General features: G+C 61.7%; 28 protein-coding genes. 20 read left to right on the forward strand and 8 right to left on the reverse strand.

What is annotated here, in order from left to right; translation table 11 throughout:
- The first annotated feature begins 1 nt into the window (after nt 1).
- Both CXQ82_RS22955 and CXQ82_RS22960 read left to right on the forward strand, forming a co-directional pair.
- A complete protein-coding gene (locus tag CXQ82_RS22955; RefSeq protein ID WP_371917370.1) occupies nt 2-1,183 on the forward strand; it encodes a glycosyltransferase family 4 protein in 1,182 nt (393 codons plus the stop codon).
- 94 nt (nt 1,184-1,277) lie between these two features.
- Nucleotides 1,278-2,843: a PAS domain-containing methyl-accepting chemotaxis protein gene (locus tag CXQ82_RS22960; protein ID WP_101272430.1), complete on the forward strand. Its 1,566-nt coding sequence runs from the start codon at nt 1,278-1,280 to the stop codon at nt 2,841-2,843.
- Nucleotides 2,844-2,968: 125 nt separating this feature from the next.
- Here CXQ82_RS22960 and CXQ82_RS22965 read toward each other — a convergent pair whose 3' ends face one another.
- Nucleotides 2,969-3,661 (reverse strand): alpha/beta family hydrolase, encoded by a 693-nt coding sequence (locus CXQ82_RS22965; RefSeq protein ID WP_101272431.1) that lies wholly within the window; start codon nt 3,659-3,661, stop codon nt 2,969-2,971.
- Between the two features lie 79 nt (nt 3,662-3,740).
- Here CXQ82_RS22965 and ccoN (CXQ82_RS22970) point away from each other — a divergent pair, with 79 nt between their 5' ends.
- From ccoN (CXQ82_RS22970) to ccoP (CXQ82_RS23005), 8 genes are all read left to right on the forward strand, one after another.
- Nucleotides 3,741-5,165 carry a cytochrome-c oxidase, cbb3-type subunit I gene (gene ccoN / locus CXQ82_RS22970; RefSeq protein WP_101272432.1) on the forward strand — a complete coding sequence of 475 codons (1,425 nt, stop codon included), beginning with the start codon at nt 3,741-3,743 and terminating at the stop codon, nt 5,163-5,165.
- Between the two features lie 10 nt (nt 5,166-5,175).
- Complete coding sequence (gene ccoO, locus CXQ82_RS22975; protein WP_034108140.1) at nt 5,176-5,784, forward strand: cytochrome-c oxidase, cbb3-type subunit II; 609 nt, start codon at nt 5,176-5,178, stop codon at nt 5,782-5,784.
- A gap of 3 nt (nt 5,785-5,787) precedes the next feature.
- Nucleotides 5,788-5,988 carry a cbb3-type cytochrome c oxidase subunit 3 gene (locus CXQ82_RS22980; RefSeq protein ID WP_101272433.1) on the forward strand — a complete coding sequence of 67 codons (201 nt, stop codon included), beginning with the start codon at nt 5,788-5,790 and terminating at the stop codon, nt 5,986-5,988.
- Complete coding sequence (gene ccoP / locus CXQ82_RS22985; RefSeq protein ID WP_101272434.1) at nt 5,985-6,932, forward strand: cytochrome-c oxidase, cbb3-type subunit III; 948 nt, start codon at nt 5,985-5,987, stop codon at nt 6,930-6,932. Before CXQ82_RS22980 ends, ccoP (CXQ82_RS22985) begins: the two co-directional genes overlap by 4 nt.
- Before the next feature lie 459 nt (nt 6,933-7,391).
- Nucleotides 7,392-8,834, forward strand: coding sequence for a cytochrome-c oxidase, cbb3-type subunit I (ccoN, locus tag CXQ82_RS22990; protein ID WP_101272435.1), 1,443 nt, complete (start codon nt 7,392-7,394; stop codon nt 8,832-8,834).
- Entirely contained in the window at nt 8,834-9,442 is a 609-nt protein-coding gene (gene ccoO, locus CXQ82_RS22995; protein WP_003193167.1) for a cytochrome-c oxidase, cbb3-type subunit II, read from the forward strand. The genes ccoN (CXQ82_RS22990) and ccoO (CXQ82_RS22995) overlap by 1 nt, the downstream gene beginning before the upstream one ends.
- Before the next feature lie 5 nt (nt 9,443-9,447).
- Complete coding sequence (locus tag CXQ82_RS23000; RefSeq protein WP_003193169.1) at nt 9,448-9,633, forward strand: CcoQ/FixQ family Cbb3-type cytochrome c oxidase assembly chaperone; 186 nt, start codon at nt 9,448-9,450, stop codon at nt 9,631-9,633.
- Nucleotides 9,630-10,607, forward strand: coding sequence for a cytochrome-c oxidase, cbb3-type subunit III (gene ccoP / locus CXQ82_RS23005; RefSeq protein WP_101272436.1), 978 nt, complete (start codon nt 9,630-9,632; stop codon nt 10,605-10,607). Before CXQ82_RS23000 ends, ccoP (CXQ82_RS23005) begins: the two co-directional genes overlap by 4 nt.
- 132 nt (nt 10,608-10,739) lie before the next feature.
- Here the strand turns inward: ccoP (CXQ82_RS23005) and CXQ82_RS23010 are convergent, their stop codons facing one another.
- Entirely contained in the window at nt 10,740-11,114 is a 375-nt protein-coding gene (locus CXQ82_RS23010; RefSeq protein WP_157832191.1) for a hypothetical protein, read from the reverse strand.
- Between the two features lie 259 nt (nt 11,115-11,373).
- On the opposite strand from CXQ82_RS23010, the gene CXQ82_RS23015 reads away from it, so the two are divergent.
- The 8 genes from CXQ82_RS23015 (at nt 11,374) to hemN (ending at nt 19,178) form a co-directional block, all read left to right on the forward strand.
- A complete protein-coding gene (locus CXQ82_RS23015) occupies nt 11,374-11,628 on the forward strand; it encodes a type II toxin-antitoxin system Phd/YefM family antitoxin (RefSeq protein WP_101272438.1) in 255 nt (84 codons plus the stop codon).
- Complete coding sequence (locus tag CXQ82_RS23020; RefSeq protein ID WP_101272439.1) at nt 11,628-12,038, forward strand: type II toxin-antitoxin system VapC family toxin; 411 nt, start codon at nt 11,628-11,630, stop codon at nt 12,036-12,038. The genes CXQ82_RS23015 and CXQ82_RS23020 overlap by 1 nt, the downstream gene beginning before the upstream one ends.
- Before the next feature lie 207 nt (nt 12,039-12,245).
- Nucleotides 12,246-13,661, forward strand: a complete 1,416-nt coding sequence (ccoG, locus tag CXQ82_RS23025) for a cytochrome c oxidase accessory protein CcoG (RefSeq protein WP_101272440.1) — start codon at nt 12,246-12,248, stop codon at nt 13,659-13,661.
- A 15-nt stretch (nt 13,662-13,676) separates the two neighbouring features.
- Entirely contained in the window at nt 13,677-14,216 is a 540-nt protein-coding gene (locus CXQ82_RS23030) for a FixH family protein (RefSeq protein WP_101272441.1), read from the forward strand.
- 114 nt (nt 14,217-14,330) lie between these two features.
- Nucleotides 14,331-16,775: a heavy metal translocating P-type ATPase gene (locus CXQ82_RS23035; protein WP_371917329.1), complete on the forward strand. Its 2,445-nt coding sequence runs from the start codon at nt 14,331-14,333 to the stop codon at nt 16,773-16,775.
- Nucleotides 16,776-16,797: 22 nt separating this feature from the next.
- Nucleotides 16,798-17,016 carry a cbb3-type cytochrome oxidase assembly protein CcoS gene (gene ccoS / locus CXQ82_RS23040; protein ID WP_101272443.1) on the forward strand — a complete coding sequence of 73 codons (219 nt, stop codon included), beginning with the start codon at nt 16,798-16,800 and terminating at the stop codon, nt 17,014-17,016.
- On the forward strand, nt 17,009-17,692 hold the full coding sequence (locus CXQ82_RS23045; protein ID WP_101272444.1) for a sulfite exporter TauE/SafE family protein: 684 nt from the start codon (nt 17,009-17,011) through the stop codon (nt 17,690-17,692). Before ccoS ends, CXQ82_RS23045 begins: the two co-directional genes overlap by 8 nt.
- Before the next feature lie 103 nt (nt 17,693-17,795).
- Complete coding sequence (gene hemN, locus CXQ82_RS23050) at nt 17,796-19,178, forward strand: oxygen-independent coproporphyrinogen III oxidase (protein ID WP_101272445.1); 1,383 nt, start codon at nt 17,796-17,798, stop codon at nt 19,176-19,178.
- On the opposite strand, the gene CXQ82_RS23055 is transcribed toward hemN, so the two are convergent.
- The gene (locus CXQ82_RS23055; protein WP_101272446.1) at nt 19,179-19,646 is read right to left on the reverse strand and encodes a hypothetical protein; all 468 of its coding nucleotides are present in this window, start codon (nt 19,644-19,646) and stop codon (nt 19,179-19,181) included. It lies immediately after the preceding gene.
- A 151-nt stretch (nt 19,647-19,797) separates the two neighbouring features.
- Between CXQ82_RS23055 and fnr the strand changes: the two genes are divergently transcribed.
- Complete coding sequence (gene fnr, locus CXQ82_RS23060; protein ID WP_101272447.1) at nt 19,798-20,532, forward strand: fumarate/nitrate reduction transcriptional regulator Fnr; 735 nt, start codon at nt 19,798-19,800, stop codon at nt 20,530-20,532.
- 80 nt (nt 20,533-20,612) lie between these two features.
- Nucleotides 20,613-21,161 (forward strand): adenine phosphoribosyltransferase, encoded by a 549-nt coding sequence (locus tag CXQ82_RS23065; RefSeq protein WP_101272448.1) that lies wholly within the window; start codon nt 20,613-20,615, stop codon nt 21,159-21,161.
- Nucleotides 21,162-21,291: 130 nt separating this feature from the next.
- Here CXQ82_RS23065 and CXQ82_RS23070 read toward each other — a convergent pair whose 3' ends face one another.
- From CXQ82_RS23070 to dnaX, 5 genes are all read right to left on the reverse strand, one after another.
- Nucleotides 21,292-22,440, reverse strand: a complete 1,149-nt coding sequence (locus CXQ82_RS23070) for an acyl-CoA dehydrogenase family protein (protein ID WP_101272449.1) — start codon at nt 22,438-22,440, stop codon at nt 21,292-21,294.
- Between the two features lie 92 nt (nt 22,441-22,532).
- Complete coding sequence (recR, locus tag CXQ82_RS23075) at nt 22,533-23,135, reverse strand: recombination mediator RecR (RefSeq protein WP_015885312.1); 603 nt, start codon at nt 23,133-23,135, stop codon at nt 22,533-22,535.
- A gap of 66 nt (nt 23,136-23,201) precedes the next feature.
- Nucleotides 23,202-24,236, reverse strand: coding sequence for an NADP-dependent oxidoreductase (locus tag CXQ82_RS23080; RefSeq protein WP_101272450.1), 1,035 nt, complete (start codon nt 24,234-24,236; stop codon nt 23,202-23,204).
- A gap of 183 nt (nt 24,237-24,419) precedes the next feature.
- Complete coding sequence (locus CXQ82_RS23085) at nt 24,420-24,758, reverse strand: YbaB/EbfC family nucleoid-associated protein (protein ID WP_101272451.1); 339 nt, start codon at nt 24,756-24,758, stop codon at nt 24,420-24,422.
- Between the two features lie 43 nt (nt 24,759-24,801).
- On the reverse strand, nt 24,802-26,901 hold the full coding sequence (gene dnaX, locus CXQ82_RS23090; RefSeq protein ID WP_101272452.1) for a DNA polymerase III subunit gamma/tau: 2,100 nt from the start codon (nt 26,899-26,901) through the stop codon (nt 24,802-24,804).
- Nucleotides 26,902-26,911 lie beyond the last annotated feature (10 nt).

Genomic DNA, 26,911 nt, shown 5'->3' on the forward strand with positions numbered 1-26,911 from the left:
GATGCGCATCCTCCTGTTGAGCTACTACTTCCCACCGGATTTGTCCGCATTTCGCGTCGAAGCGTTGGTCAATGCCCTGCACACCCATGGTGACGGTGAGGTGGAGATCGATGTGGTGACCACCCAGCCCAACCGGTACGCGTCCTATCACGCTGCCGAGGCCAGCGCTACGGCTGAGCCGAAACTGTCGATCAAGCGTATCGCCCTGCCCTCCTGCGGTTTTGGTGTATGGGGCCAGGCCTGGGGGTTTATCCATTACGCACGCGGCGTGCATAAAGCGGTGAAAGGCAAGCAGTATGACTTGATTCTGGCGACCTCTTCTCGACTGATGACGGCCGCGTTGGCAGCCTCGATCGCGCGCAAGACGCAGACGCCACTCTACCTTGATATTCGCGACATCTTTGTCGACGTATTGCCTGAACTGTTTCCCGGCCTCCCCGGCAAGCTCCTGGCGCGGGTATTTTCCCAGCTGGAAAAAAGCACCCTCAAGCACGCGACGCAGGTCAACCTGGTATCGCCTGGTTTCCTGGGTTACTTCTCCACACGTTACCCGCACAAAACCTTTTCCACCTACACCAACGGCGTGGACGATCTGTTCCTGGAGACGTCCTTCTACCCGGACACCCGCAACGAACCGACACGCCCGTTGACCATCGTGTACGCAGGCAATATCGGCACCGGCCAAGGCTTGGAAAAAATCCTGCCGGCACTCGCCGAACAGCTGGCAAGCAGCGCCTATTTTTATGTCATCGGTGACGGCAGTACGATGAAAGCGCTGAGCAAAGCGCTGAGCAAGAGGCAAGTGAAAAATGTCGAACTCATTGCGCCCATGCCTCGCCACAAGCTGATTCATTACTACCAGCAGGCGGATGTGCTTTTTTTGCACCTCAACAGCTTCAAGGCGTTCTTCAAGGTCATTCCGTCCAAACTGTTTGAATATGCGGCTACCGGGAAGCCTATCCTGGCAGGCCTCGAGGGCTATTCAAAAGCGTTTACACTCCAGCACATTCCCAATGCGTGTGTGTTTACCCCTGGAAACCCCAATGCCGCCGTTGCAGCGCTGACCGGGTTGAAACTGAGCGCCACTGACCGCGGGGCATTCATACGCGAGTATTCCCGGAACACCATCCACAAAAACATGGCGATCGAGATACTCAAGACAGGAAAGGGTGAGCAACCGTGAGTCACTCGCCAGCCCGGCGATTGTTGCAAAAATAAGTTAAATAAATGCCCGCTACGGCCGATACCCCCTGAAAGCCTTGCGGATTAGAACAATCATGCGTAATAACCAACCCGTTACCCAGCGCGAACGTACCTTCCCCGCTCAGCAACGGTTGATCTCCACCACAGATGCCAAGGGTGTGATCACCTACTGCAACGACGCGTTTGTCGAGATCAGTGGGTTCACCCGCGAAGAACTGCTGCGCGCACCCCACAACCTGGTGCGTCACCCGGATGTACCGGCAGCGGTGTTCGGGCACATGTGGGCCACGCTCAAACAAGGCTTGCCATGGATGGGCATTGTCAAGAATCGCTGCAAGACCGGTGATCACTACTGGGTTAACGCCTATGTAACGCCGGTCTTCGAAGGCAACCAGGTGGTCGGCTACGAATCGGTGCGCATCAAGCCCACCGCCGAGCAGATCCGCCGCGCCGAAGCGCTCTACCAACGCATCAACCAGGGCAAGTCGGCCGTTCCCCAGCGGGACAAGTGGCTGCCGGTGTTGCAGGACTGGTTGCCGTTTATCCTGGTGAGCCAACTGAGCTTCATGATCGGTGCGTCGCTCAACTCGCATTGGGGCTTTGCCCTGGCGGCCGGGTTGTCGGTGCCGCTCGGCCTGCTGGGCCTGAGCTGGCAACAGCGCGGCCTCAAGCGCCTGTTGCGCCTGGCCGAGCAGACCACCTCCGACCCGTTGATCGCGCAGATGTACACCGACAGCCGTGGCGCCCAGGCGCGCCTGGAGATGTCGATCCTCAGCCAGGAGGCGCGTCTGAAGACGTGCCTTACCCGCTTGCAGGACACTGCCGAGCACCTCAACGACCAGGCGGCGCAGTCCAACACCCTGGCGCATAACAGCTCCAGCGGCCTGGAACGCCAGCGCGTGGAAACCGAGCAGGTGGCCACCGCCGTCAACCAGATGGCGGCCACCACCCAGGAAGTTGCCAGCCATGTGCAGCGCACGGCCGACGCCACCCAGGAAGCCAATCGCCTGACCGGTCGCGGCCGCGACATCGCCGGGGAAACCCGCGAGGCGATCCAGCGTCTGTCGGTGGCGGTGGGCGAGACGGGCGTGACCGTCACCCAACTGGCCAAGGACAGCGATGAAATCGGCGGCGTGGTCGACGTGATCAAAGGCATTGCCGACCAGACCAACCTGCTGGCACTCAACGCCGCCATCGAAGCGGCCCGTGCCGGTGAGATGGGCCGTGGTTTTGCGGTAGTGGCCGATGAGGTGCGTCAACTGGCGCAGCGCACGGCCGAGTCGACCGGGCAGATCCATACCCTGATCGCCAAACTGCAGCAAACCGCCGCCGCAGCCGTGCAAACCATGGACGCCGGGCATCGCCAGGCCGAAGAAGGTGTGGCGCGGGTGATGGAAGCCGACCAGGCGCTGGTGGGTATCAGCGAAGCGGTGGCGCATATCACCGACATGACCACGCAGATCGCTGCCGCCACTGAAGAGCAAAGCTCGGTGGCTGAAGAGATCAGCCGCAATATCAGCACGATTGCGCTGTTGGCGGACCAGACGTCGGAGCAGGCGTTGAACTCGGCGCAGTTGAGTGAAGAGCTGACCCATACCGCGAATACTCAGTACTCGTTGGTAGAGCGTTTTAACCGGTAGACCGCTATCGGGGGCAAGTCGAATCGTCGCACCGCCCCTCCCACATTTTGACCGCATTCCAAAAGATGTACGCGGTTAAATGTGGGAGGGGCGGTGCGACGATTCGACTTGCCCCCGATGGGGCCTTACAGACCACCCAAAAAACCAGCCACTTTCCCAGCAGCAGCCTCCAAATGCTGCTCATGACTAAACCCCGAAGCCTTCAACGGCTTCAAATCATGATCCCCCGCCACCAGCCACATCACCTCGATGCCCGGCGCCAAGTCATAGCCTTCCACCGCCGTCCGATTACCCAACGCATCGCGCTCCCCCTGCACAATCAACGTCGGCGTCTTCAACCCTGCCAGATGCTCGACCCGTGGTTTTTCCGGCTTGCCCACCGCATAGAACGGGTACCCCAGGCACACCAGCGCGTCTGCGCCTAATTCATCGGCCAGCAGGCTGGCCATGCGCCCGCCCATGGATTTACCGCCAACCGCCAGTTTCCCAGCGACATGACGTCGCACCTCGGCATACACCTCGCGCCAGGCGTCGAGCAATTTAGGCGTCGGGTTGGGCGGGCGTTTGCCGCCATCCAGCCGCCGCTGGGCCATGTACGGAAACTCGAAGCGCAACACGTTCACGCCGTGCCCGGCAAGGCGTGCAGCCATGTCGTGCATAAAGGCCGAGTCCATCGGTGCGCCGGCGCCGTGGGCCAGGATCAGGGTGGCAGGCTCACGCGCGATAGACCCTTTGGCCGCATCACACAACCAGCCGTGTTCCCGCACACACTGCGCCCATTGATCCCCGTCAATACTGGCCTTGTGCTCTTTGCCCATGCTTGCCTCGCTATTTAGTCTGCCTATAACTCCAGCCCAAGTGCCGCACTTGCTTGGGTTGAACCGTGGATGGGGAACCATGAACACTACTTTAAGTACCGCCTATAACTACAAGGTGGTCCGCCAATTCGCCATTATGACGGTGGTGTGGGGCATCGTCGGCATGGGGCTCGGGGTTTTTCTCGCCGCCCAATTGGTTTGGCCCGCGCTCAACTTCGATTTGCCCTGGACCAGCTTCGGCCGCCTGCGCCCGCTGCACACCAACGCGGTGATCTTCGCGTTCGGTGGCTGCGCGCTGTTCGCCAGCTCGTTCTACTCGGTGCAGCGTACCTGCCAGACGCAGCTGTTCGCGCCGAAAATCGCCGCGTTCTGCTTCTGGGGCTGGCAACTGGTCATCCTGCTGGCCGCGATCACCTTGCCGCTGGGCTACACCAGTTCCAAGGAATACGCCGAGCTGGAATGGCCGATCGACATCCTCATCACCATCGTCTGGGTGGCCTACGCCATCGTGTTCTTCGGCACGGTGATGAAGCGCAACACCAAGCACATCTACGTCGGCAACTGGTTCTTCGGTGCGTTCATCATCACCGTGGCCATCCTGCATATCGTCAACAACCTGGAAATCCCGGTCAGCCTGACCAAGTCCTACTCCCTCTATGGCGGTGCGACGGATGCCATGGTGCAGTGGTGGTATGGGCATAACGCGGTAGGCTTTTTCCTCACCGCCGGCTTCCTCGGGATGATGTACTACTTCGTGCCCAAGCAGGCCGAACGCCCGGTGTATTCCTATCGCTTGTCCATCGTGCACTTCTGGGCGCTGATCACCCTGTATATCTGGGCCGGCCCGCACCACTTGCACTACACCGCGCTGCCGGACTGGGCGCAGTCGCTGGGCATGGTGATGTCACTGGTGCTGCTGGCGCCAAGCTGGGGCGGCATGATCAACGGCATGATGACCCTCTCGGGCGCCTGGCATAAATTGCGCAGCGACCCGATCCTGCGCTTCCTGGTGGTCTCCCTGGCGTTCTACGGCATGTCGACCTTCGAAGGCCCGATGATGGCGATCAAGACCGTCAACGCCCTCTCCCACTACACCGACTGGACCATCGGCCACGTCCACGCCGGGGCCTTGGGTTGGGTGGCGATGATCTCCATCGGCGCGCTGTACCACATGATCCCGAAAATCTTCGGTCGCGAGCAGATGTACAGCCTCGGCCTGATCAACGCGCACTTCTGGCTGGCCACCATCGGCACCGTGCTCTACATCGCCTCGATGTGGGTCAACGGCATCGCCCAGGGCCTGATGTGGCGTGCGGTCAATGAAGACGGCACCTTGACCTACTCCTTCGTCGAAACCCTGGTGGCCAGCCACCCAGGCTTCATCGTGCGGTTGGTGGGCGGTGCAGTGTTCCTCAGCGGCATGTTCCTGATGGCTTACAACACCTGGCGCACCGTGCGCTCGGCGCAACCCGTCGAAGTCGCCAACGCCGCGCAGATGGCCTGAGGAGTCAGTGATGAAACATGAAACGATTGAAAAGAACGTCGGCCTGCTGATGCTGCTCATGGTGCTCGCCGTGAGCATCGGCGGCCTGACCCAGATCGTCCCGCTGTTCTTCCAGGACGTGACCAACAAGCCGGTGGAAGGCATGAAGCCCTACACCGCGCTGCAACTGGAAGGCCGCGACATCTACATCCGCGAAGGCTGCGTACAGTGCCATTCGCAGATGATCCGCCCGTTCCGCGCCGAAACCGAGCGCTACGGCCACTACTCGGTCGCCGGCGAAAGCGTGTGGGACCACCCATTCCTGTGGGGCTCCAAGCGCACCGGGCCGGACCTGGCACGCGTCGGCGCACGCTATTCGGACGACTGGCACCGCGCGCACTTGTACAACCCGCGCAACGTGGTGCCCGAGTCGAAAATGCCGGCCTACCCGTGGCTGGTCACGGCCCAGGTCGACAGCAGCCACACCGAGACCAAGTTGAAAGTGATGCGCACCCTCGGCGTGCCTTACACCGACGACGATATCAGTGGCGCAGTGGCCAGCCTCAAGGGCAAGACCGAGATGGACGCGCTGGTCTCCTACCTGCAAGTGCTCGGCACTGCCATCAAGAGCAAGAGGTGAGCCATGGGATTTGAATTCGATGCAGGCACCATCCGCGGCCTCGGCACGCTGGTGGTCGCCATCGCCTTTATCGGCCTGTCGCTGTGGGTGTTCAACAACCGGCGCAATGCGGAGTTCGAGCAGGCCCGCCTGCTGCCGTTCGCCGATGAACCCCTTCCATCCGATGCTCAAGAAGAGCCTGCAACAAGGAGCACCCAGCCATGACCCTGTTTTGGAGTACATGGATCTGCGTTCTGACCCTCGGCAGCCTGATCGGCCTGACCTGGCTGTTGATCGGCACCCGCAAGGGCGAAACCCGTGGCAGCGTCGACCAGACCATGGGCCACGCCTTCGATGGCATCGAGGAATACGACAACCCGCTGCCCCAGTGGTGGTTCATGCTGTTCGTCGGCACCCTGGTGTTTGCCGTCGGCTACCTGATCCTCTACCCGGGCCTGGGCAATTGGAAAGGCGTGTTGCCTGGTTATGAAGACGGCTGGACCTCGACCAAGGAATGGGACAAGGAAATGGCCAAGGCCGACACCAAGTTCGGGCCGATCTTCGCCAAATTCTCGGCCATGCCCGTGGAAGAAGTGGCCAAGGACCCGCAGGCGCTGAAAATGGGCGGGCGCCTGTTCGCCTCCAACTGCGCGGTGTGCCACGGCTCGGACGCCAAGGGCGCGTATGGTTTCCCGAACCTGGCGGACAACATCTGGCGCTGGGGCGGTTCGGCCGAGGCGATCAAGACCACCATCCTCAACGGCCGCCACGCGGCAATGCCGGCCTGGGGTGACATGCTCGGCGACGACGGCGTGAAAAACGTTGCCGCTTATGTACGCCACGACCTGGCCAAGCTGCCCTTACCGGCCGACAGCACTGCCGACCTGGCCGCCGGCCAAGCGGCGTTCAGCACCACCTGCGTGGCCTGCCATGGCCCACAAGGCCACGGCATGGAAGCCATGGGCGCGCCCGACCTGAGCAAACCGGCCGGCTATATCTACGGCACCAGCCTTGCGCAGTTGCAGCAGACCATCCGCCACGGCCGCCAAGGCCAGATGCCGGCGCAGGAAGTGCTGCAAGGCAACGACAAGGTGCACCTGCTGGCCGCCTACGTTTACAGCCTTTCCCATAACGCTGATGGCGCAACGCCAGAAAGCCAACTGCAGTAACTCCTACCTTGTGGCGAGGGAGCTTGCTCCCGTTGGGCTGCGAAGCGGCCCCATAAATTTGGGGAGCGCTTCGCACTGGAGCGCCAGCCCGGTCCAGCGGGAGCAAGCTCCCTCGTCACAGGTTCATTGCTCACCCTTGAATGAGCCACCTCGTGCGTGACCCAGTGTCGCACCCCTTCCAAAGCACAACTTTCACGTCCTGCCATTCGGGTCTACGCTTCCCTGCAGAGTGGCCGGTTTTGGCCTGCGCGACGTTACCCGCGGGGCTTGGAAAAATTCCTGTCCACTTGATCAGCTTTCGATTTCTGATTTTGTCCTTACACCAAACATGGAAAGGGCGCAGAATCTGGCGCGGAACGCATTGATACAGGTCAGTCATTGCGTTGCAATGGCCCCTCGGTTTCTACATACTTGCGGCCGATTTTACCTATAAAAAAACCTAAACCGTGGAACCTTAGAATGAGCACAGCAATCAGTCCGACTGCTTATAACTATAAGGTAGTCCGCCAGTTCGCCATCATGACGGTGGTCTGGGGGATCCTTGGCATGGGGCTCGGGGTGTTCATCGCCTCGCAACTGGTTTGGCCGGAATTGAACTTCGGTTTGCCATGGACGAGCTTCGGCCGTCTACGCCCGCTGCACACCAACCTGGTGATTTTCGCCTTCGGCGGATGTGCATTGTTTGCCACCTCCTACTATGTCGTGCAGCGAACCTGCCAGACGCGACTGATCTCCGACGGCCTCGCGGCCTTCACCTTCTGGGGCTGGCAAGCCGTTATCATCGGCGCCATCGTCACCCTGCCGCTGGGCTACACCACCACCAAGGAATACGCCGAGCTGGAATGGCCGATCGCCATTTTGCTGGCCATCGTCTGGGTGACCTACGCCGTGGTGTTCTTCGGCACCATCGTCAAGCGCAAGACCAAGCACATCTACGTGGGCAACTGGTTCTACGGCGCGTTTATCCTGGTGACGGCGATGCTGCACATCGTCAACCACGCGTCGCTACCGGTAAGCCTGTTCAAGTCCTACTCGGCCTACGCCGGGGCCACGGATGCAATGATCCAGTGGTGGTACGGCCACAACGCGGTCGGTTTCTTCCTGACCACCGGTTTCCTGGGGATGATGTACTACTTCGTACCTAAACAGGCCGAACGTCCTATTTACTCGTACCGTTTGTCCATCGTGCACTTCTGGGCGCTGATTACCCTGTACATCTGGGCCGGCCCGCACCACTTGCACTACACCGCATTGCCGGACTGGGCGCAGTCGCTGGGCATGGCGATGTCGATCATCCTGCTGGCACCCAGCTGGGGCGGCATGATCAACGGCATGATGACCCTCTCGGGCGCCTGGCATAAGTTGCGCACCGACCCGATCCTGCGCTTCCTGGTGGTATCGCTGGCGTTCTACGGCATGTCGACCTTTGAAGGGCCGATGATGGCGATCAAGACCGTCAACTCGCTGTCCCACTACACTGACTGGACCATCGGCCACGTACACGCCGGCGCCCTCGGCTGGGTAGCGATGATCTCCATCGGCGCGCTGTACCACATGATCCCCAAACTGTTCGGCCGCGCGCAGATGCACAGCGTCGGGCTGATCAACGCGCACTTCTGGCTCGCCACCATCGGCACCGTGCTGTACATCGCGTCGATGTGGGTCAACGGCATCACCCAGGGCCTGATGTGGCGCGCCATCAACGATGACGGCACCCTCACCTACTCCTTCGTCGAAGCGCTGCAAGCCAGCCACCCTGGTTACATCGTTCGCGCCCTGGGCGGTGCGTTCTTTGCCAGCGGCATGTTGCTCATGGCCTACAACGTCTGGCGCACCGTGCGTGCTTCCGACCCTGCGCAAGCTGAAGCCGCCGCCAAGATCGCCGTTGTGGGAGCCCACTGATGAAGCATGAAGTAGTCGAGAAGAATATCGGCCTGCTGGCCTTCTTCATGGTCATCGCCGTGAGCATCGGCGGCCTGACCCAGATCGTCCCGTTGTTTTTCCAGGACGTAACCAACAAGCCGGTGGAAGGCATGAAGCCGCGCACCGCCCTTGAACTGGAAGGCCGCGACGTCTACATCGCCAACGGTTGCGTGGGGTGCCACTCGCAGATGATCCGCCCATTCCGTGCCGAAACCGAACGCTACGGCCACTACTCGGTCGCCGGTGAAAGCGTGTGGGACCACCCGTTCCTGTGGGGCTCCAAGCGCACCGGCCCGGACCTGGCCCGTGTTGGCGGGCGTTACTCCGATGACTGGCAGCGAGCGCACTTGTACAACCCGCGCAACGTGGTGCCGGAGTCGAAAATGCCGGCGTACCCGTTCCTCGTGGAAAACAAGCTCGACGGCAAGGACACCGCGAAGAAGATGGAAGTCTTGCGCACCCTGGGCGTGCCCTACACCGACGAAGACATCGCCGGTGCAGCCGCAGCCGTCAAGGGCAAGACCGAAATGGACGCATTGGTGGCCTACCTGCAAGGCCTTGGCACCATCATCAAAAGCAAACGGTGACCTTCATGGATATCGGGATGATTCGAGGCCTGGGCACCGTTGTGGTGATGGTGGCCTTTATCGGCCTGGCGCTGTGGGTGTTCAGCCCCCGGCGCAAGTCGGAGTTTGACGACGCGACCATGCTGCCCTTTGCAGATGATCCCGAAGCCATCAAGCACGTCGAGCAAGCTTCTAGGAGTAACAAAGAATGACTACGTTCTGGAGTCTGTACGTCACAGTCCTCAGTCTGGGTACCATCTTCGCCCTGACCTGGCTGCTGCTGTCGACCCGCAAGGGGCAGCGCGCCGAGCAAACCGACGAGACCGTCGGCCACTCGTTCGACGGCATCGAGGAGTACGACAACCCGCTGCCAAAATGGTGGTTCATGCTGTTCGTCGGCACCATCATCTTCGCCCTCGGCTACCTGGCGCTCTACCCAGGCCTGGGCAACTGGAAAGGCCTGTTGCCGGGCTACAACTACCTCGACAACGACAAGCAAACCCCGTTTGCCAACGGCCAGACCGGCTGGACCGGCGTGCACGAATGGGAAAAGGAAATGGCCAAGTCGGAGGCCAAGTTCGGGCCGATCTTCGCCAAATTCGCAGCGATGCCAATTGAAGAAGTGGCCAAGGACCCGCAAGCCCTGAAGATGGGTGGCCGTTTGTTCGCCTCCAACTGCTCGGTGTGCCACGGTTCCGACGCCAAGGGCGCCTACGGTTTCCCCAACCTGACCGACGCCGACTGGCGCTGGGGCGGCGAGCCAGCGACCATCAAGGAAACCATCATGAAAGGCCGCCATGCGGTGATGCCGGCCTGGGCCGAAGTCATTGGCGAGCAAGGCGTGGCCGACGTGGCCGGGTTTGTGGTGACCAACCTCGACGGGCGCAAACTCCCGGAAGGCGCCAAGGCCGACGTGGCCAACGGTGCGAAACTGTTCGCCGCCAACTGCGTGGCCTGCCACGGGCCCGCCGGTAAAGGCACCCCAGCCATGGGCGCGCCGGACCTGACCCACCCGGGTGCATTCATCTACGGTTCGAGCTTCGCCCAACTGCAGCAAACCATCCGTTACGGCCGTCAGGGCCAGATGCCGGCTCAGGAACTGTTGCAAGGCAATGACAAGGTGCACTTGCTGGCGGCGTATGTGTACAGCTTGTCCCATGGGGAAAAACCGGCCGATACAGAGTAAAGCGTTAAACCAAAAACAGCCCCGCCAATATTAATCGGCGGGGCTGTTTTTATTTGAGCGCGGAACGACTTCACTCATCGACAATTCATTGATTAATCCACGGGCGTAGGCGCGGACAGGCGATCGGCGCCATTACAGCGAATCGATGTATCGGTGGATATCATTAAGATCAATTTTTCCATCTCTCTGGTTATTACTATCCAGATCAATAGTCGATAAAAACTCGTTGCGTGAAAGGATTTCCAGCGCGAGTGCCTGGTCTGCTTGGGTAAACTTGTTTCCTCCCTGGCCTTTGACGATAACCATCAAAAAGTCCGAAGTAATAAACCCTGGCGTTTCGGGATCCGAAAACCTTTGGAGGTTTTGACTCAGCAGCAGCGCTAATGAAACGTTATCGAGGCTCATGTAAAAGTTTGAAAGCTCTCGAAGCGCTGCGCGTACGTTGTCGGAACTCGCGGATGAAGAATCCAAAGGGTTGACGTTTGCCAGAGTTGTAGAAATTTCCAAGAGCTATCTCACTGTAAGTTGCCCTACTCCCGACATGGAAGAAGGTGACAAGTGAGTGTTAATTTCACCGCACCACGTTCCCAAAACGCATACAAACTTACAGACAGATTCATACGCGATTTATGGCTATAGAGTGAAAGCTGCGCAAGGCCTGGCTGTTTCCCGCCCGGAAAATCGACCGCTGGTAGCCTCGAACTTGCCCCTCTTCATGCCGAGGTAGTAACGTATCTACATCATGTCCAACAAAGGCGGTCACCCCATGACCATCACCACTATTTCCAGCCGTGAATTCAATCAAGACACAAGCGGTGCCAAAAAAGCTGCCCGCCAAGGGCCGGTTTTTATCACCGATCGCGGCAAGCCTGCCCATGTACTGCTAAGTATTGAGGACTACCAGAAACTGACGGGGCTCAATGTCGACATCGTTGACCTGTTGGTTATGCCGGAAGCTGCCGAAATCGACTTCGAAACCGAACGTGCCGTGATCACTCATCGACCCGTGGACCTTTCTTGATGTACCTACTCGACACCAACGTTATCTCTGAACTTCGTAAACCCCAGGCCGACGCGAACGTGGTCGCCTGGGCCAAAAGTGTCATCGCACCGCGCATGTTTATCTCGGCGATTACCTTGAAAGAGCTGGAAACCGGGGTACTGCGCATCGAACGTCGTGACCCGACTCAGGGGAAGGTACTGCGTCTATGGCTCAAGCGTCATGTGATGCCGGCTTTCGATGCCAGGATATTGCCGGTTGATGCAGCCGTCGCGCTGCGTTGCGCCCGTTTGCATGTGCCGGACCAGGCTAACGAGAGCGACGCTTTGATTGCCGCAACCGCTCTGGTTCATGGGCTCACGGTGGTCACACGGAATGTCAGTGACTTCAAGTCCAGTGGCGTTCCACTGATTAATCCATGGGATGAATGACCTGCTCACCGGCCAAAACCGTCCATACTTCCCAAGTCAATTGATCCAGATCACATATACCATCAATTGATTTCCCCCAACGCGACCAAAGGTCGCACCCTTTGACAGGGATCGGGGGCGTATCATTAGGCCACTGCAACACCCTTAATTTGACCCCGGTTGGCACGTACTGGCCGAGGCAAATCTCCACCGCCGTGGGATGCAATGATGAGAGACCAGATACCGGTACATGACGTTACCCCGCCTGCCAAAAATACGACCCAGTCCGTCGATCTCTACGCGTCGCGAGAGAAAATCTACACCCGCGCCTTCACCGGTCTGTTCCGCAATTTGCGCATGCTCGGTGGCGCCGCGTTGTTCCTGCTCTACTTCGGCACGGTGTGGCTGAACTGGGGTGGCCACCAGGCTGTCTGGTGGAACTTGCCGGAACGTAAATTCTTCATTTTTGGCGCGACCTTCTGGCCCCAGGACTTCATCCTGCTCTCGGGCATTCTCATTGTTGCGGCGTTTGGCCTGTTCTTTATCACGGTGTACGCGGGGCGCGTGTGGTGCGGTTATACCTGCCCGCAAAGCGTGTGGACCTGGATCTTCATGTGGTGCGAAAAGGTCACCGAAGGCGACCGCAACCAGCGCATCAAGCTCGACAAAGCCCCCATGGGCGCCAACAAATTCCTGCGCAAATTCAGCAAGCACACGCTGTGGCTGCTGATTGGCTTTGCCACCGGCATGACCTTCGTCGGCTACTTCTCGCCAATCCGCGAACTGGTGTTCGACTTCTTCACCGGCCAGGCCGATGGCTGGTCGTATTTCTGGGTCGGCTTCTTCACCCTCGCCACCTACGGCAACGCCGGCTGGCTGCGCGAGCAGGTGTGTATCTACATGTGCCCGTACGCACGCTTCCAGAGCGTGATGTTCGACAAGGACACCCTGATCGTCTCCTACGACCCGCGCCGTGGCGAAGTGCGCGGCCCGCGTAAAAAGGGCATCGACTACAAGGCCCAGGGCCTGGGCGATTGCATCGACTGCACGATGTGCGTGCAGGTGTGCCCCACCGGCATCGACATCCGCGACGGCCTGCAAATCGAGTGCATCGGCTGCGCCGCCTGCATCGATGCCTGCGACAACATCATGGACAAGATGGAATACCCACGCGGCCTGATCAGCTACACCACCGAGCACAACCTGTCCGGGCAGAAAACCCATAAGCTGCGCCCACGCCTGATCGGGTATGCGCTGGTGTTGCTGGCGATGATCAGCCTGTTGGCCGCTGCGTTTTTCATGCGCTCGCTGGTAGGGTTCGACGTGAGCAAGGACCGCGTGCTGTTCCGCGAAAACGCCGAGGGGCGCATCGAAAACGTCTACAGCCTGAAGATCATGAACAAGGACCAGCGCGACCACACCTACGTGCTCGACGCCGCAGGCCTGCCGGACCTCAAGCTGCAAGGCCGGCGCGAAATCAAGGTGGCCGCCGGCGATATCGTCAGTATGCCGGTGGAGTTGTCGAGCGCGCCGGAGCAATTGCCGTCGAGCACCAACGAGGTCAAATTCATCCTCACCGACGCCGATGACGACAGTGTTCGTATTGAAGCCAAGAGCCGATTCATCGGCCCCCAAGTCCGTTAAACAGAGAGCACAACAATGCCCGCAGCTACTGCCGCAAGCCCCTGGTACAAGCACCTCTGGCCCTGGATCATCATTGGCATCCTGGCCTGCTCGGTGACCTTGACCTTGTCCATGGTGACCATCGCGGTGAACAACCCGGACAACCTGGTCAACGACAACTACTACGAGGCCGGCAAAGGCATCAACCGTTCCCTGGACCGCGAGCTGCTGGCCCAGACCCTGCAACTGCGTGCCAAGGTGCACCTGGACGAGCTGACCGGCGAAGTCGAGGTACACCTGAGCGGCAACAGCAACCCGGCGACCCTGGAACTGAACCTGATTTCCCCGACCCAGCCCGAGAAGGATCGCAAGATCAACCTGGCCCTCAGCGCCAGCGAACCCGGGCGCTACATCGGCCAGGTCACCGACAAGGTCGAAGGCCGCCGTTTCGTCGAACTGCTCGGCGTGGAAGGCGACCGCACCTGGCGCATGTTCGAAGAAGAACAGGTCAGCCATGACAAGGACTTGCTGCTGGGCGACGAACCATTGCAGGGTGCTGAAGACCTGAAAAAATAAAAGCCGCGCTTCGCGTATCGGGGGCAAGCCCCCTCCCACATTTGGAATGCATTTCAAATGTGGGAGGGGGCTTGCCCCCGATGAGGCCCTCCCAGCCAACCAAGATCCATAACCATGACCTCCCCCTGCTACCACTGCGCCCTCCCCGTCCCCTCCGGCAGCCGCTTTACCGCCGTAATCCTCGGCGAGCGCCGCGAATTATGCTGCCCAGGCTGCCAGGCAGTGGCCGAAGCCATCGTGGCCGGTGGCCTGGAAAGCTATTACCAGCACCGCAGCGAAGCCTCGGCCAACCCCGAGGCGCTGCCGGTGCAACTGGTGGACGAACTGGCGCTGTACGACCGCGCCGACGTGCAACAGCCCTTCGTGCGCCATCAGGGCGAGCTCGCCGAAATCACCCTGTTGATGGAAGGCATCAGTTGCGCGGCCTGTGGCTGGTTGATCGAAAAACACCTGCGCAGCCTGCCCGCCGTGGCCGAGGCGCGGTTGAACCTGTCCAACCATCGTCTGCACGTGCGCTGGGCCGACGGGCAATTGCCGTTGAGCCAGCTGCTGAGTGAATTGCGCCACATCGGCTACGCCGCCCACCCCTACCAGGCGGACCGCGCGGCCGAACAGCTGGCCAGCGAAAACCGCCTGGCCCTGCGCCAACTGGGGGTAGCCGGGTTGCTGTGGTTCCAGGCGATGATGGCGACCATGGCCACCTGGCCGGAATTCAATATCGACCTCAGCCCCGAGTTGCATGTGATCCTGCGTTGGGTGGCGATGTTTCTGACAACCCCCATCGTGTTCTACAGCTGCGCGCCGTTTTTCAAGGGCGCCCTGCGCGATCTGCGCACACGCCACCTGACCATGGATGTGTCGGTGTCCCTGGCGATTGGTGGCGCCTACCTGGCCGGCATCTGGACCGCGATGACCGGCGTGGGCGAACTGTACTTCGACGCGGTGGGCATGTTTGCGCTGTTCCTGCTGGCCGGGCGCTACCTGGAGCGCCGCGCACGCGAGCGCACGGCCGCCGCCACCGCGCAGTTGGTCAACCTGCTGCCCGCCTCGTGCCTGCGGCTCACGGCGGATGGCCAGAGTGAACGCATCCTGCTGCGCGAACTGGCCGTGGGCGACCGCGTGCTGGTGCATCCGGGCGCGGTGCTGCCGGCGGATGGGCTGATCCTCGACGGCCAGTCCAGCATCGATGAATCCCTACTCACCGGTGAGTATCTGCCGCAACGGCGGCAAGTCGGTGATTCGGTTACAGCCGGCACCCTGAATGTCGAAGGCGCCTTGACGGTTGAAGTACGCGCCCTGGGCCACGACACCCGGCTGTCCGCCATCGTGCGCCTGCTGGAGCGCGCCCAGGCGGAGAAACCGCGCCTGGCGCAGATCGCCGACCGCGCCGCGCAATGGTTTCTGCTGTGCTCGCTGATTGCCGCCGCCGTGATCGGCCTGGTGTGGTGGCAGTTGGATGCATCGCGAGCATTCTGGATCGTACTGGCGATGCTGGTAGCGACCTGCCCGTGCGCGTTGTCACTGGCCACGCCGACGGCCCTCACCGCCGCCACCGGCACCCTGCACAAACTCGGGCTGCTGTTGACCCGTGGCCATGTGCTGGAAGGCCTGAACCAGATCGACACAGTGATTTTTGATAAGACCGGCACCCTCACCGAAGGCCGCCTGGCATTGCGCGCGATCCGGCCCTTGGGCGGCACCAGCAGCGACCTGTGCCTGGCCCTCGCGGCCGCCCTCGAAAACCGCTCCGAACACCCGATTGCCCGGGCTTTTGGCCGCGCGCCACTGGCAGCCGAAGAGGTGCTCAGTTCGCCCGGCCTGGGCCTGGAAGGTCGCGTCGGCGAGCGCCAGTTGCGCATTGGCCAGCCCGGTTTTGTCTGCGAACTGAGCGGCTGCCCAATCCCGGCCTCACCGAACGAGGCTGGTCAGTGGCTGCTGCTCGGTGACCGTGACGGCGCCCTCGCCTGGTTCGTGCTGGATGACCGCCTGCGCAGCGATGCCCCGGCCTTGCTGGCCGCGTGCAAGGCGCGCGGGTGGCGCACCTTGCTGCTGTCGGGGGACACCTCGCCGATGGTCGCCAGCGTGGCAGCCGAGTTGGGTATCGACGAAGCCCACGGCGGCCTGCGCCCCGATGACAAACTACAAGTGCTGCAGCGCCTGCACCAGGAAGGCCGCAAGGTGCTGATGCTCGGCGATGGCGTCAACGATGTGCCGGTACTGGCCGCCGCCGATATCAGCGTGGCCATGGGCACGGCCACCGATCTGGCGAAGACCAGCGCCGATGCGGTGCTGCTGTCCAACCGCCTCGATGCGCTGGTGCACGCGTTTACCCTGGCGCGGCGCACGCGGCGGGTAATCATTGAAAACCTGCTGTGGGCGGGGCTGTACAATGGCTTGATGCTGCCGTTCGCCGCCCTCGGTTGGATCACCCCGATCTGGGCGGCGATCGGCATGTCCCTCAGTTCGTTGACCGTGGTGCTCAACGCCCTGCGCCTGACTCGCCTGCCGAGGGCGCAGGCGGACAGCGCCCCTACCGTAACCCGCCCGCTGCCGGCTTGAGCCGCGTGGGCATGGAGTGCAGATGCCAGCTCTATACGTGATGATTCCGGCGGCGCTGCTGTTAGTGGGTGTGGCCATCTACATCTTCTTCTGGGCGGTGGACAGCGGCCAGTACGACGACCTCGATGGCCCGGCCCACAGCGTGCTGTTTGACGACCAGGACCCCAACCACCTGGCCGCTGTCGACGCAGCCAACAACCCCGAGCAACCGCCCGCGCCTAAAGAACCGCCCCATGCTTGAACTGGCGCCCCTGCTGGTCTCCGCGCTGATCCTCGGCCTGCTGGGCGGCGGCCATTGCCTGGGCATGTGCGGCGGGCTGATGGGCGCGCTGACCCTGGCGATCCCCAAGGAGCAACGCAGCCGGCGTTTTCGCCTGCTGCTGGCGTACAACCTGGGGCGCATCCTCAGCTATGCCACCGCCGGCCTGCTGCTGGGCCTGGCCGGCTGGGCAGTGGCCAACAGCCCGGCGGCGATGTTCATGCGCGTGCTCGCCGGCTTGCTGTTGATCTGCATGGGCCTGTACCTCGCCGGCTGGTGGAGCGGCCTGACCCGCATCGAAAGCCTCGGGCGCGGCCTGTGGCGCTACATACAGCCGGTGGCCAACCGTTTGCTGCCGGTGTCCAGCCTGCCGCGTGCGTTACTGCTGGGCGCGCTGTGGGGCTGGTTGCCGTGCGGGCTGGTCTACAGCACCCTGCTGTGGGCCGCCAGCCAGGGTAACGCGCTGGACAGTGCGCTGCTGATGCTGGCGTTCGGCCTGGGCACCTGGCCGGTGCTGCTGGCCACCGGGCTGGCAGCCGAACGCGTCACGGCATTGCTGCGCAAACGCAGCGTGCGCGTGGCCGGAGGGTTGCTGGTGATCCTGTTTGGTCTGTGGACCTTGCCCGGCCCGCATCAGCACTGGCTAATGGGCCACTAACCGGCAATGTGGCAAAGCGCCGCTCCCCGTTGATGCAAATCAACATGGCCTGCCCGCCACGCCCCTAGACTCGGCCCACTAGCCTATCCGGGGGACCGCCCGCATGCTCGACGCCATTCGTTGGGACACCGATCTGATTCACCGCTACGACCTGGCGGGACCGCGCTACACGTCCTACCCCACCGCCGTACAATTCGACAGCCAGGTAGGCACCTTCGACCTGCTCCATGCCCTGCGCGACAGCCGCAAGGCCGTGCGGCCGTTGTCGGTGTATGTGCATGTGCCGTTCTGCGCGAACATCTGCTACTACTGCGCCTGTAACAAAGTGATTACCAAGGACCGCGGCCGCGCCCAGGCGTACCTGCAGCGCCTGGAGCAGGAGATCCAATTGGTGGCTTGCCACCTCGACCCGAAACAGCCGGTGGAGCAACTGCACTTCGGCGGCGGCACGCCGACCTTTCTCAGCCACGACGAACTGCGCCAGGTCATGGGCAGCCTGCGCCAGCACTTCAACTTGCTGGACGACGATTCCGGCGACTACGGCATCGAGATCGACCCCCGCGAAGCCGACTGGGCGACCATGGGCCTGCTGCGCGAATTGGGCTTCAACCGCGTGAGCATCGGCCTACAAGACCTAGACCCGGACGTGCAGCGGGCGGTCAACCGCCTGCAGAGCCTGGAAGAAACCCGCGCGGTGATCGACGCGGCGCGCACCTTGCAGTTTCGTTCGATCAATATCGACCTGATCTACGGCCTGCCCCAGCAAACGCCGATCAACTTTGCGCGCACTGTGGAAGAAGTGATCAAGCTGCAACCGGACCGCCTGTCGGTGTTCAACTACGCGCACCTGCCGGAGCGTTTCATGCCCCAGCGGCGCATCAACAGCGACGACCTGCCCTCCCCGGCCGCCAAGCTGCTGATGCTGCAAACCACCATCGAACAATTGACCCAGGCCGGCTACCGCTACATCGGCATGGACCACTTCGCCCTACCGGACGACGAACTCGCCATCGCCCAGGAGGAAGGTGCCCTGCAGCGCAACTTCCAGGGCTACACCACCCACGGGCATTGCGACCTGATCGGCCTCGGCGTGTCGGCGATCAGCCAGATCGGCGATCTGTATTGCCAGAACACCAGTGATCTCAACGCCTACCAGAACACCCTGGCCGGCGCGCAACTGGCCACCAGCCGTGGTTTGCGCTGCACCACGGACGATCGGTTACGACGGGAAGTGATTCAGCAGTTGATCTGCAATTTCAGCCTGGCATTCGAAAGGATCGAACAGGCCTTTAACATCGATTTTCGCGCGTATTTCGACGACGCTTGGCCACAACTTGAAACTATGGCCAGAGATGGCCTGATCGCGCTGGATGCCCAAGGCATCCGCGTACTGCCGGCCGGGCGCCTGCTGGTGCGCTCGGTGTGCATGGTGTTCGATGCCTACCTGGAGCACCAGAATCGGCAACGGTTTTCACGGGTGATCTAGTTACATCGCCAGCGAAGCGGCCTTGAGCGCGCCATCCGCGCTCAAGCTTTTCATCGCCTTGAGCAGGGAGCCCTGGGAGGTCATCAAGCCCGCCTGCAGCGCACTGATAGCGCCCTGGATGTTGTTGGTCTTCACCCGGGCCTGCTCCGGCGTCAGGCTATTGTCATTCGCGACCGCCTGGAGCTCGGCCATTTTCTCGGCGATCTGTTGCTTGAGCTTGCGAATCATTTTGAGGATCTGTTTAACGCTGTCATCCAAGCCACTGTCATCGATATCGGAATTGGCTTTACTGGCCACCGCCACCGCCTTGAACGCCGCGCCGGAAATCGTCACCGTCACGCCTTCCACGCCTTTGGTTTCAGCCGCCGGCGCAGCGGCCTGGGCCTTTACCGCAGTTTCGGCTGCTGGCTTCGCGTCCGGCACTGTAGGAACTCGGATGGCAGGATTGTAGGCGGCGATGACAGACATGATCCGAGCTCCGGTGGGTAGGAATGCCCTTGTATCGGCGCCGATACAAAAAGCTTTATACCGTTGCCGGTTTTTTGTACAGGCTGGCCTCACCGCCCCCCAGTGCGTTACCCTTACGTCTTATGTGTGTTTTCCCACAAGGATTTAAGAAATGTCCGAGCCAGTCAAACTGCGCGCTCATAGCCAGGCCCATTGCAAGGATTGCAGCCTGGCCCCCCTCTGCCTGCCACTTTCGCTGAATCTGGAAGACATGGATGCGCTGGACGAGATCGTTAAACGCGGTCGCCCGCTGAAAAAAGGCGAATTTCTGTTTCGCCAGGGTGACAAGTTCGATTCCGTCTACGCAGTACGCTCGGGTGCACTGAAGACCTTCAGCCTGAGCGACGGCGGCGAAGAGCAGATCACCGGATTCCACCTGCCCAGCGAATTGGTCGGGCTGTCAGGCATGGACACCGAGATTCACCCCGTGTCCGCCCAAGCGCTGGAGACGACATCGGTGTGTGAAATCCCGTTCGAGCGCCTGGACGAATTGGCCCTGCAGTTGCCGCAGCTGCGCCGTCAGCTGATGCGCGTGATGAGCCGCGAAATTCGTGACGACCAGCAAATGATGCTGCTGCTGTCGAAGAAGACCGCCGACGAGCGCATCGCCACCTTCCTGGTCAACCTGTCGGCGCGGTTCCGTGCCCGTGGCTTCTCGGCCAACCAGTTCCGCCTGAGCATGTCGCGCAATGAAATCGGCAACTACCTGGGCCTCGCGGTAGAAACCGTATCCCGCGTATTCACGCGCTTTCAGCAGAACGAGCTGATCGCTGCCGAGGGCAAGGAAGTGCATATTCTCGATCCGATCCAGCTCTGCGCATTGGCCGGTGGCTCCCTGGAAAGCTGAGGCAAAGCCTTGCGGCCGCGCCAATCGGCGAGGCCGCAGGTATACTTCGAGTCCGTTTCCAGCCCCAGGACTCTTCGACGATGACCTTCGATTCGTTCGACATCAAATCCCTGATCCGCCCTGTCATTGACTTCCCCAAGCCTGGGGTGATCTTCCGTGACATCACACCGTTGTTCCAATCGCCCAGGGCACTGCGCCTGGTGGCCGACACCTTTGCCCAGCGCTACGTAGAAGCGGATTTCAGCCATATCGGCGCGATGGATGCGCGGGGCTTCCTGATTGGCTCGATCATCGCCTACCAACTGAACAAACCGCTGATCCTGTTCCGCAAGCAGGGCAAGCTGCCGGCCGACGTGCTGGCCGAGGGTTACCAGACCGAATACGGCGAAGCGTTCCTGGAAGTGCACGCCGACAGCCTGTGCGAAGGCGACTCGGTGCTGATGTTCGATGACCTGATCGCCACCGGCGGCACCCTGATCGCGGCGGCCAACCTGGTGCGGCGCATGGGGGCGAAGATCTTCGAAGCGGCGGCGATTATTGATTTGCCCGAGCTGGGCGGTTCGCAGCGGTTGGAAGATATGGGGATTCCGACTTTTTGCCTGACGCAGTTTGCGTTGACTGAAAGATAGGGGCTGCCTGGGCGGACCTCATCGGGGGCAAGTCGAATCGTCGCACCGCCCCTCCCACATTTGGAAAGTATTCACAGATCAAAGGTGGGAGGGGGCTTGCCCCCGATGAGGCCAGTGAGAACAACCCACCTCACAACCCCATCTGCTTACTGATGATCTCATTCATCACCTCCCGGGTCCCCCCACCAATCGACAGTATCCGGTTATCGCGATACAGCCGCTCCACCAGGCTGCCGCGCATATAACCCTGCCCACCAAGAATCTGCACGGCGTCATAGGTCACGCGGTCAGCCGTGTCGGTGGCGAGGTTCTTGGCCATGGAAATCTCCTTGATCACACTCTTGCCGGCCGCCATCTTGGCTGCCTGGCGGTAGGTGAATTCCCGTGAGACCTCAACGGCGGTGGCCATTTCCGCCAAGCGATGCTTGAGCACCTGGAACTTGCCGATGGGTTTGCCGAACGCCTCGCGCTGGGCCGCCCAGTTGAGGCTTTGTTCCAGCGCCAGTTGTGCGGTCATATTGGCCATCAGCGCCAGGGCCAAGCGTTCGCTCTGGAAATTACCCATGATGCAGGCAAAGCCCATGTTCTCGGCGCCAATCAGGTTGCCTACAGGCACCCGGCAATCGTCGAAGAATAATTCAGCCGTGTCCGACGCCCACCAACCCATTTTCTTCAGGGGCTGGCCGACGGTGAACCCAGGAGTGTTCTTTTCGATCAGCAGCAGGCTGATGCCGGCAAAGCCCGGCCCGCCGGTGCGTACGGCGACGGTGTAGAAGTCGGCGCGGATGCCGCTGGTGATAAAGGTCTTGCTGCCGCTCACGCGGTAATACTCGCCGTCACGCACTGCGCGGGTTTGCAGGTTGGCCACGTCGGAGCCGCCACCTGGCTCGGTCACGGCCAGAGCGATGATCTTTTCGCCCGCCAGCACCTGTGGCGCAACCCGCTCGCGCACCTCGGGTCGCGCCCATTTCACCACCGGCGGCAAACCAATATCCAACGAGCCCAACCCCGCCACCACACCTGCGGAACCGCAGCGCATCAGTTCCTCGCTGGCCGCCACCTTGGCGAACACATCACCTTCGTGGCTGCCGCCCAAGGTTTCGGCGTAGCCGATACCCAGGATGCCCGCCGCGCCTGCCTTGAGGTACAGCTCGCGAGGAAAGCATTCGGCCTCCTCCCATTGCTCGATGCCCGGCAACATTTCGCGCTCGACAAAACGGCGCACGCTGTCGCGGACCAATTGGTGGCTGGGGTCGAAGTAGTCCTGAAAGGCAGACATCGGCAAGCTCCACGGAGGGGTGGAGCGAACTTACCAAGCGCTTGCTTGGTTTTCAAGATGTCACTGCCTGGAGCAGATCAATGTGGTGTTGCTTAGAGCGCGATCGGCTTGCGGCCGGCGAACGAATGCGCCAGCGTGCCGCCATCCACCAGCTCCAGCTCGCCACCCAACGGCACGCCGTGGGCGATACGCGAGGTGATCAAGCCCTTATTGGTCAGCAACTGGGCGATGTAATGCGCCGTCGCCTCACCTTCAACGGTCGGGTTGGTGGCCAGGATCACTTCGGTAAAGGTGCCCTGCTCTTCAATTCGCGCCACCAACTGCGGAATACCGATGGCTTCCGGGCCCAGGCCATCGAGGGGCGACAGGTGCCCCTTGAGCACAAAATAGCGCCCGCGATAGCCGGTCTGCTCTACCGCGTACACATCCATCGGGCCTTCCACCACACACAGCAAAGTGTCGTCGCGACGCGGGTCGGCGCATTGCGGGCAGAGTTCTTCTTCGGTCAGGGTGCGGCACTGGCGGCAGTGGCCGACGCCGGTCATGGCCTGGCTCAAGGCCTGGGCCAACCGGGTGCCGCCGCTGCGATCACGCTCCAGCAGTTGCAGCGCCATGCGTTGGGCGGTTTTCTGGCCTACGCCCGGCAACGTGCGCAGGGCGTCGATCAGTTGGCGAATCAGGGGGCTGAAGCTCATGGGCGAATGGTCCGACAAAACAACGAGACGCGGTTTATACCCGCGCCTCGGATTAGCGTCAAATCCTCAGTCCTGCGCGACACGTACCACCAACTTGCCGAAGTTGCGCCCTTCGAGCAAACCGATAAAGGCTTCGGGCGCCTGCTCCAGGCCCTCTACCACGTCCTCGCGAAACTTCACCTTGCCCTCGCGCACCCACGCTGCCATGGCACTGATGAACTCCGGGTGGCGGTCACCGTAGTCGTCGAACACGATAAAGCCCTGGATGCGCACGCGCTTGGTCAGCAAGGTGCGTTGCAACGCCGGCAAGCGATCAGGCCCGCTGGGCGCTTCATGCGCGTTGTAACCGGCAATCAGCCCGCACAGCGGAATGCGCGCCTTGGGGTTGAGCAACGGCAACACCGCGTCGAACACCTTGCCGCCGACGTTTTCAAAATAAATGTCCACGCCCTTGAAACAGGCCTGGGCCAGCTCATCGGCGAAATCCGCGCTCTTGTGGTCGATGCAGGCATCAAAGCCCAATTCGTCCACCACGTAGCGGCATTTGTCGGCGCCGCCCGCAATACCCACCACACGCAAGCCCTTGAGCTTGGCCACCTGGCCTACCACCGAACCCACGGCGCCGGACGCTGCGGCTACCACCAGGGTTTCGCCGGCCTTGGGCTGGCCGATGTCCATCAGGCCCATATAGGCGGTCATGCCCGGCATGCCCAGCACGCCCAATGCCATGGAAGGGCTGGCCAGGCCCTTGGGCACCGGCATCAGGTTGCGGCCGTCGGAAATGCTGTGGCTCTGCCAGCCGGTGGAACCGACCACCAGATCGCCCACTTCGAACTTCGGATTACGCGACTGCTCGATACGGCTGACAGCCCCACCGGTCATCACTTCGTCGATTTCCACCGGCGCGGCGTAGGACGGCGCGTCGCTCATGCGTCCGCGCATGTAGGGGTCGAGGGACAGGTACAGGGTTTTCAGCAGGACCTGGCCGTCCGCCAACTCCGGCAGGTTCACACGCTCCAGGCGAAAGTTCTCCGGGGTCGGCGCACCTTGAGGGCGCGAGACCAGGACAATGCGCTGGTTGAGAATCGGTTCTTGAGGCATCTGGGGCTCCTTTAACGAATGCTTCGGTATAGGGTGCAGACCATGGGGGCAGTGCCGGGGTTCAGCTCAAGTGACGTATTGGGGCTGCTTCGCAGCCCTGCGCGGGCAAGCCCGCTTGCCACAACCACAAACAAAAATGCCAGGCACTGGGCCTGGCATTGGAGTCTAGCCAAAGGCTGCCGATTAGAACGGCAGCTTCATGCCCGGTGGCAATTGCATGCCCGCGGTCGCGGCGCCCATTTTTTCCTGGCTGTTGGCTTCGATCTTGCGCACGGCGTCGTTGACGGCCGCGGCGAACAGCGCTTCGAGCATTTCCAGGTCATCTTCGCCCACGCCTGGCAGCACGCTTGGGTCGATGCTTACGCGCTTGATGTCGTGACGACCGGTCATCACCACGCTGACCATATCGCCACCGGCTTTACCGGTGACTTCGGCGTTGGCCAGTTCTTCCTGCATCTTGGCCATTTTTTCCTGCATCTGCTGCGCCTGCTTCATCAGGCCGGCCATGCCACCTTTCATCATGGGAATCACCTCAAAAGTACGTGGATCAATTAGTAGCCCGGTGTCAGGACGCCTGGGGCACCGGGGCTTCGACAGGTTCAATAGTATCGTGACGGACGACCGCACCGAACTGTTGCATCATTTGCTGGATGAGCGGATCGCCGTGGATCGAGTCCTCGGCTTCGCGCTGGCGGTTGATACGCCGACGCGTAGCGGCCTGGGCCGGGGTTTCCTGCTCAGGCTTGATCAGCTCGATGGCGATGGTCAGCGTGCGCTCATGGTACTGGTTAAGCGCGTCGTTGAGGCGGCGTTGCTGGGTCGCGTTGAACAGGGCGCTGTGGGCCGGGTCCAGGTGCAACAGCCAGTGGTCGCCATCAACCGCGATCAGCGTGCAGTTGGCGGCGATGCTGCCGGTCATGCCGGAAATCGGCAATTTCGGGAACAATTCCAGCCATTGCAGCGCCAGGCCGGTGGCCGGCGCCGCTGCAGGCTCGGCCTCGGGTTCCGGGGCCGGCTCGGCGGTGTGCTCGCTGGCCAGGTCGTCCAGGTAGCTGTAGGCCGAATCCATGTCCGGCTCAATGTAGTCTTCGTCCAGCGGCGGTTCGTCGTCGAGGTCGATACCCGGGGTTGCGGCCTCGACCTGCGCCACGCTCGGCTCCGGCACGGGCGCGGCGACCCACTCCGGCGCGTCCGGCACGACGCTGTCGGGCGTCGGCGTGGGCATCGGGATCAGTTCGGGCTGCTCGCCGGTGGTTTCCAGCACCGGCTCCACATAGGGCTGCTGTTCAGGTTCGGCTTCGGCCTCTACCGGATCATTCCAGGGCAAGTCGACAACGGCCGCAGGTTCGGGCTCAGGCTCGGGCACCACAACCGGCTCGGGCTCAACCACAGGCGCTGCCACCACCGGTGCCGGCTCGGGCACCGGCGCAACCGGCGCAACCGGCGCAACCGGCGCAACCGGCGCAGGCGCAGCGACCACTGGCGCAACCGTTGCCGCGCCAGCCACTGGTTTGGCGGAATCAACTGTGGCCTGGCTGATCCCCACTGGCTTTAGCGGCTGTCTCGGCGCATCGGCCGAGTCAGCGGGCCGGAAGGCCAACATCCGCAGCAGGACCATTTCGAAGCCACCGCGCGGGTCCGGCGCCAGGGGCAAGTCTCGGCGGCCGATCAGGCCCATCTGGTAGTAAAACTGTACATCTTCGGCCGGCAGCGCCTGGGCCAGGGCCAGCACGCGGTCACGGTCGCCATGGCCGTTGTCGACACCTTCAGGCAAGGCCTGGGCGATGGCAACGCGGTGCAGCACATTGAGGATTTCCGAGAGCACGCCATTCCAGTCCGGGCCTTGCTCCGACAGGTGGCGCACCGCCTCGAGCAATGCCTTGGCATCGCCTTCGATCAACGCGTGCAGCACGTCGAATACCTGGCCGTGGTCCAGCGTGCCGAGCATGGCGCGCACATCGGCGGCCATGACCTTGCCTTCACCAAAGGCGATGGCCTGGTCGGTGAGGCTCATGGCATCCCGCATCGAGCCGTCGGCGGCGCGGCCGAGCAGCCACAATGCGTCGTCTTCGAACGGTACGTTCTCGACGCCCAGCACGTGGGTCAAATGCTCGACCACACGCTCCGGGGTCATGTTTTTCAGCGAGAACTGCAGGCACCGCGACAGAATCGTTGCAGGGAGTTTCTGCGGGTCGGTGGTGGCCAGGATGAATTTGACGTAGGGCGGCGGCTCTTCCAGGGTTTTCAACAAGGCGTTGAAGGAATGGCTCGACAGCATGTGCACTTCGTCGATCAGGTAGACCTTGAAGCGACCACGGCTGGGCGCGTACTGCACGTTGTCGAGCAACTCGCGAGTGTCTTCGACCTTGGTGCGGCTGGCGGCGTCGATCTCGATCAGGTCGACAAAGCGCCCTTCGTCGATTTCCTTGCACACCGAGCAGGTGCCGCAGGGCGTCGAAGTGATACCGGTTTCACAGTTCAGGCATTTGGCGATGATGCGCGCGATGGTGGTCTTGCCCACGCCCCGGGTACCGGTGAACAGGTAGGCGTGGTGCAGCCGTTGGCTGTCCAAGGCATTGATCAGAGCCTTGAGCACATGGGTCTGGCCGACCATTTCGCGGAACGAGCGCGGACGCCATTTACGTGCAAGAACCTGATAACTCATCGAAAACCGT

The organism is Pseudomonas sp. S09G 359 (assembly GCF_002843605.1).
Classification (GTDB): Bacteria; Pseudomonadota; Gammaproteobacteria; order Pseudomonadales; family Pseudomonadaceae; genus Aquipseudomonas.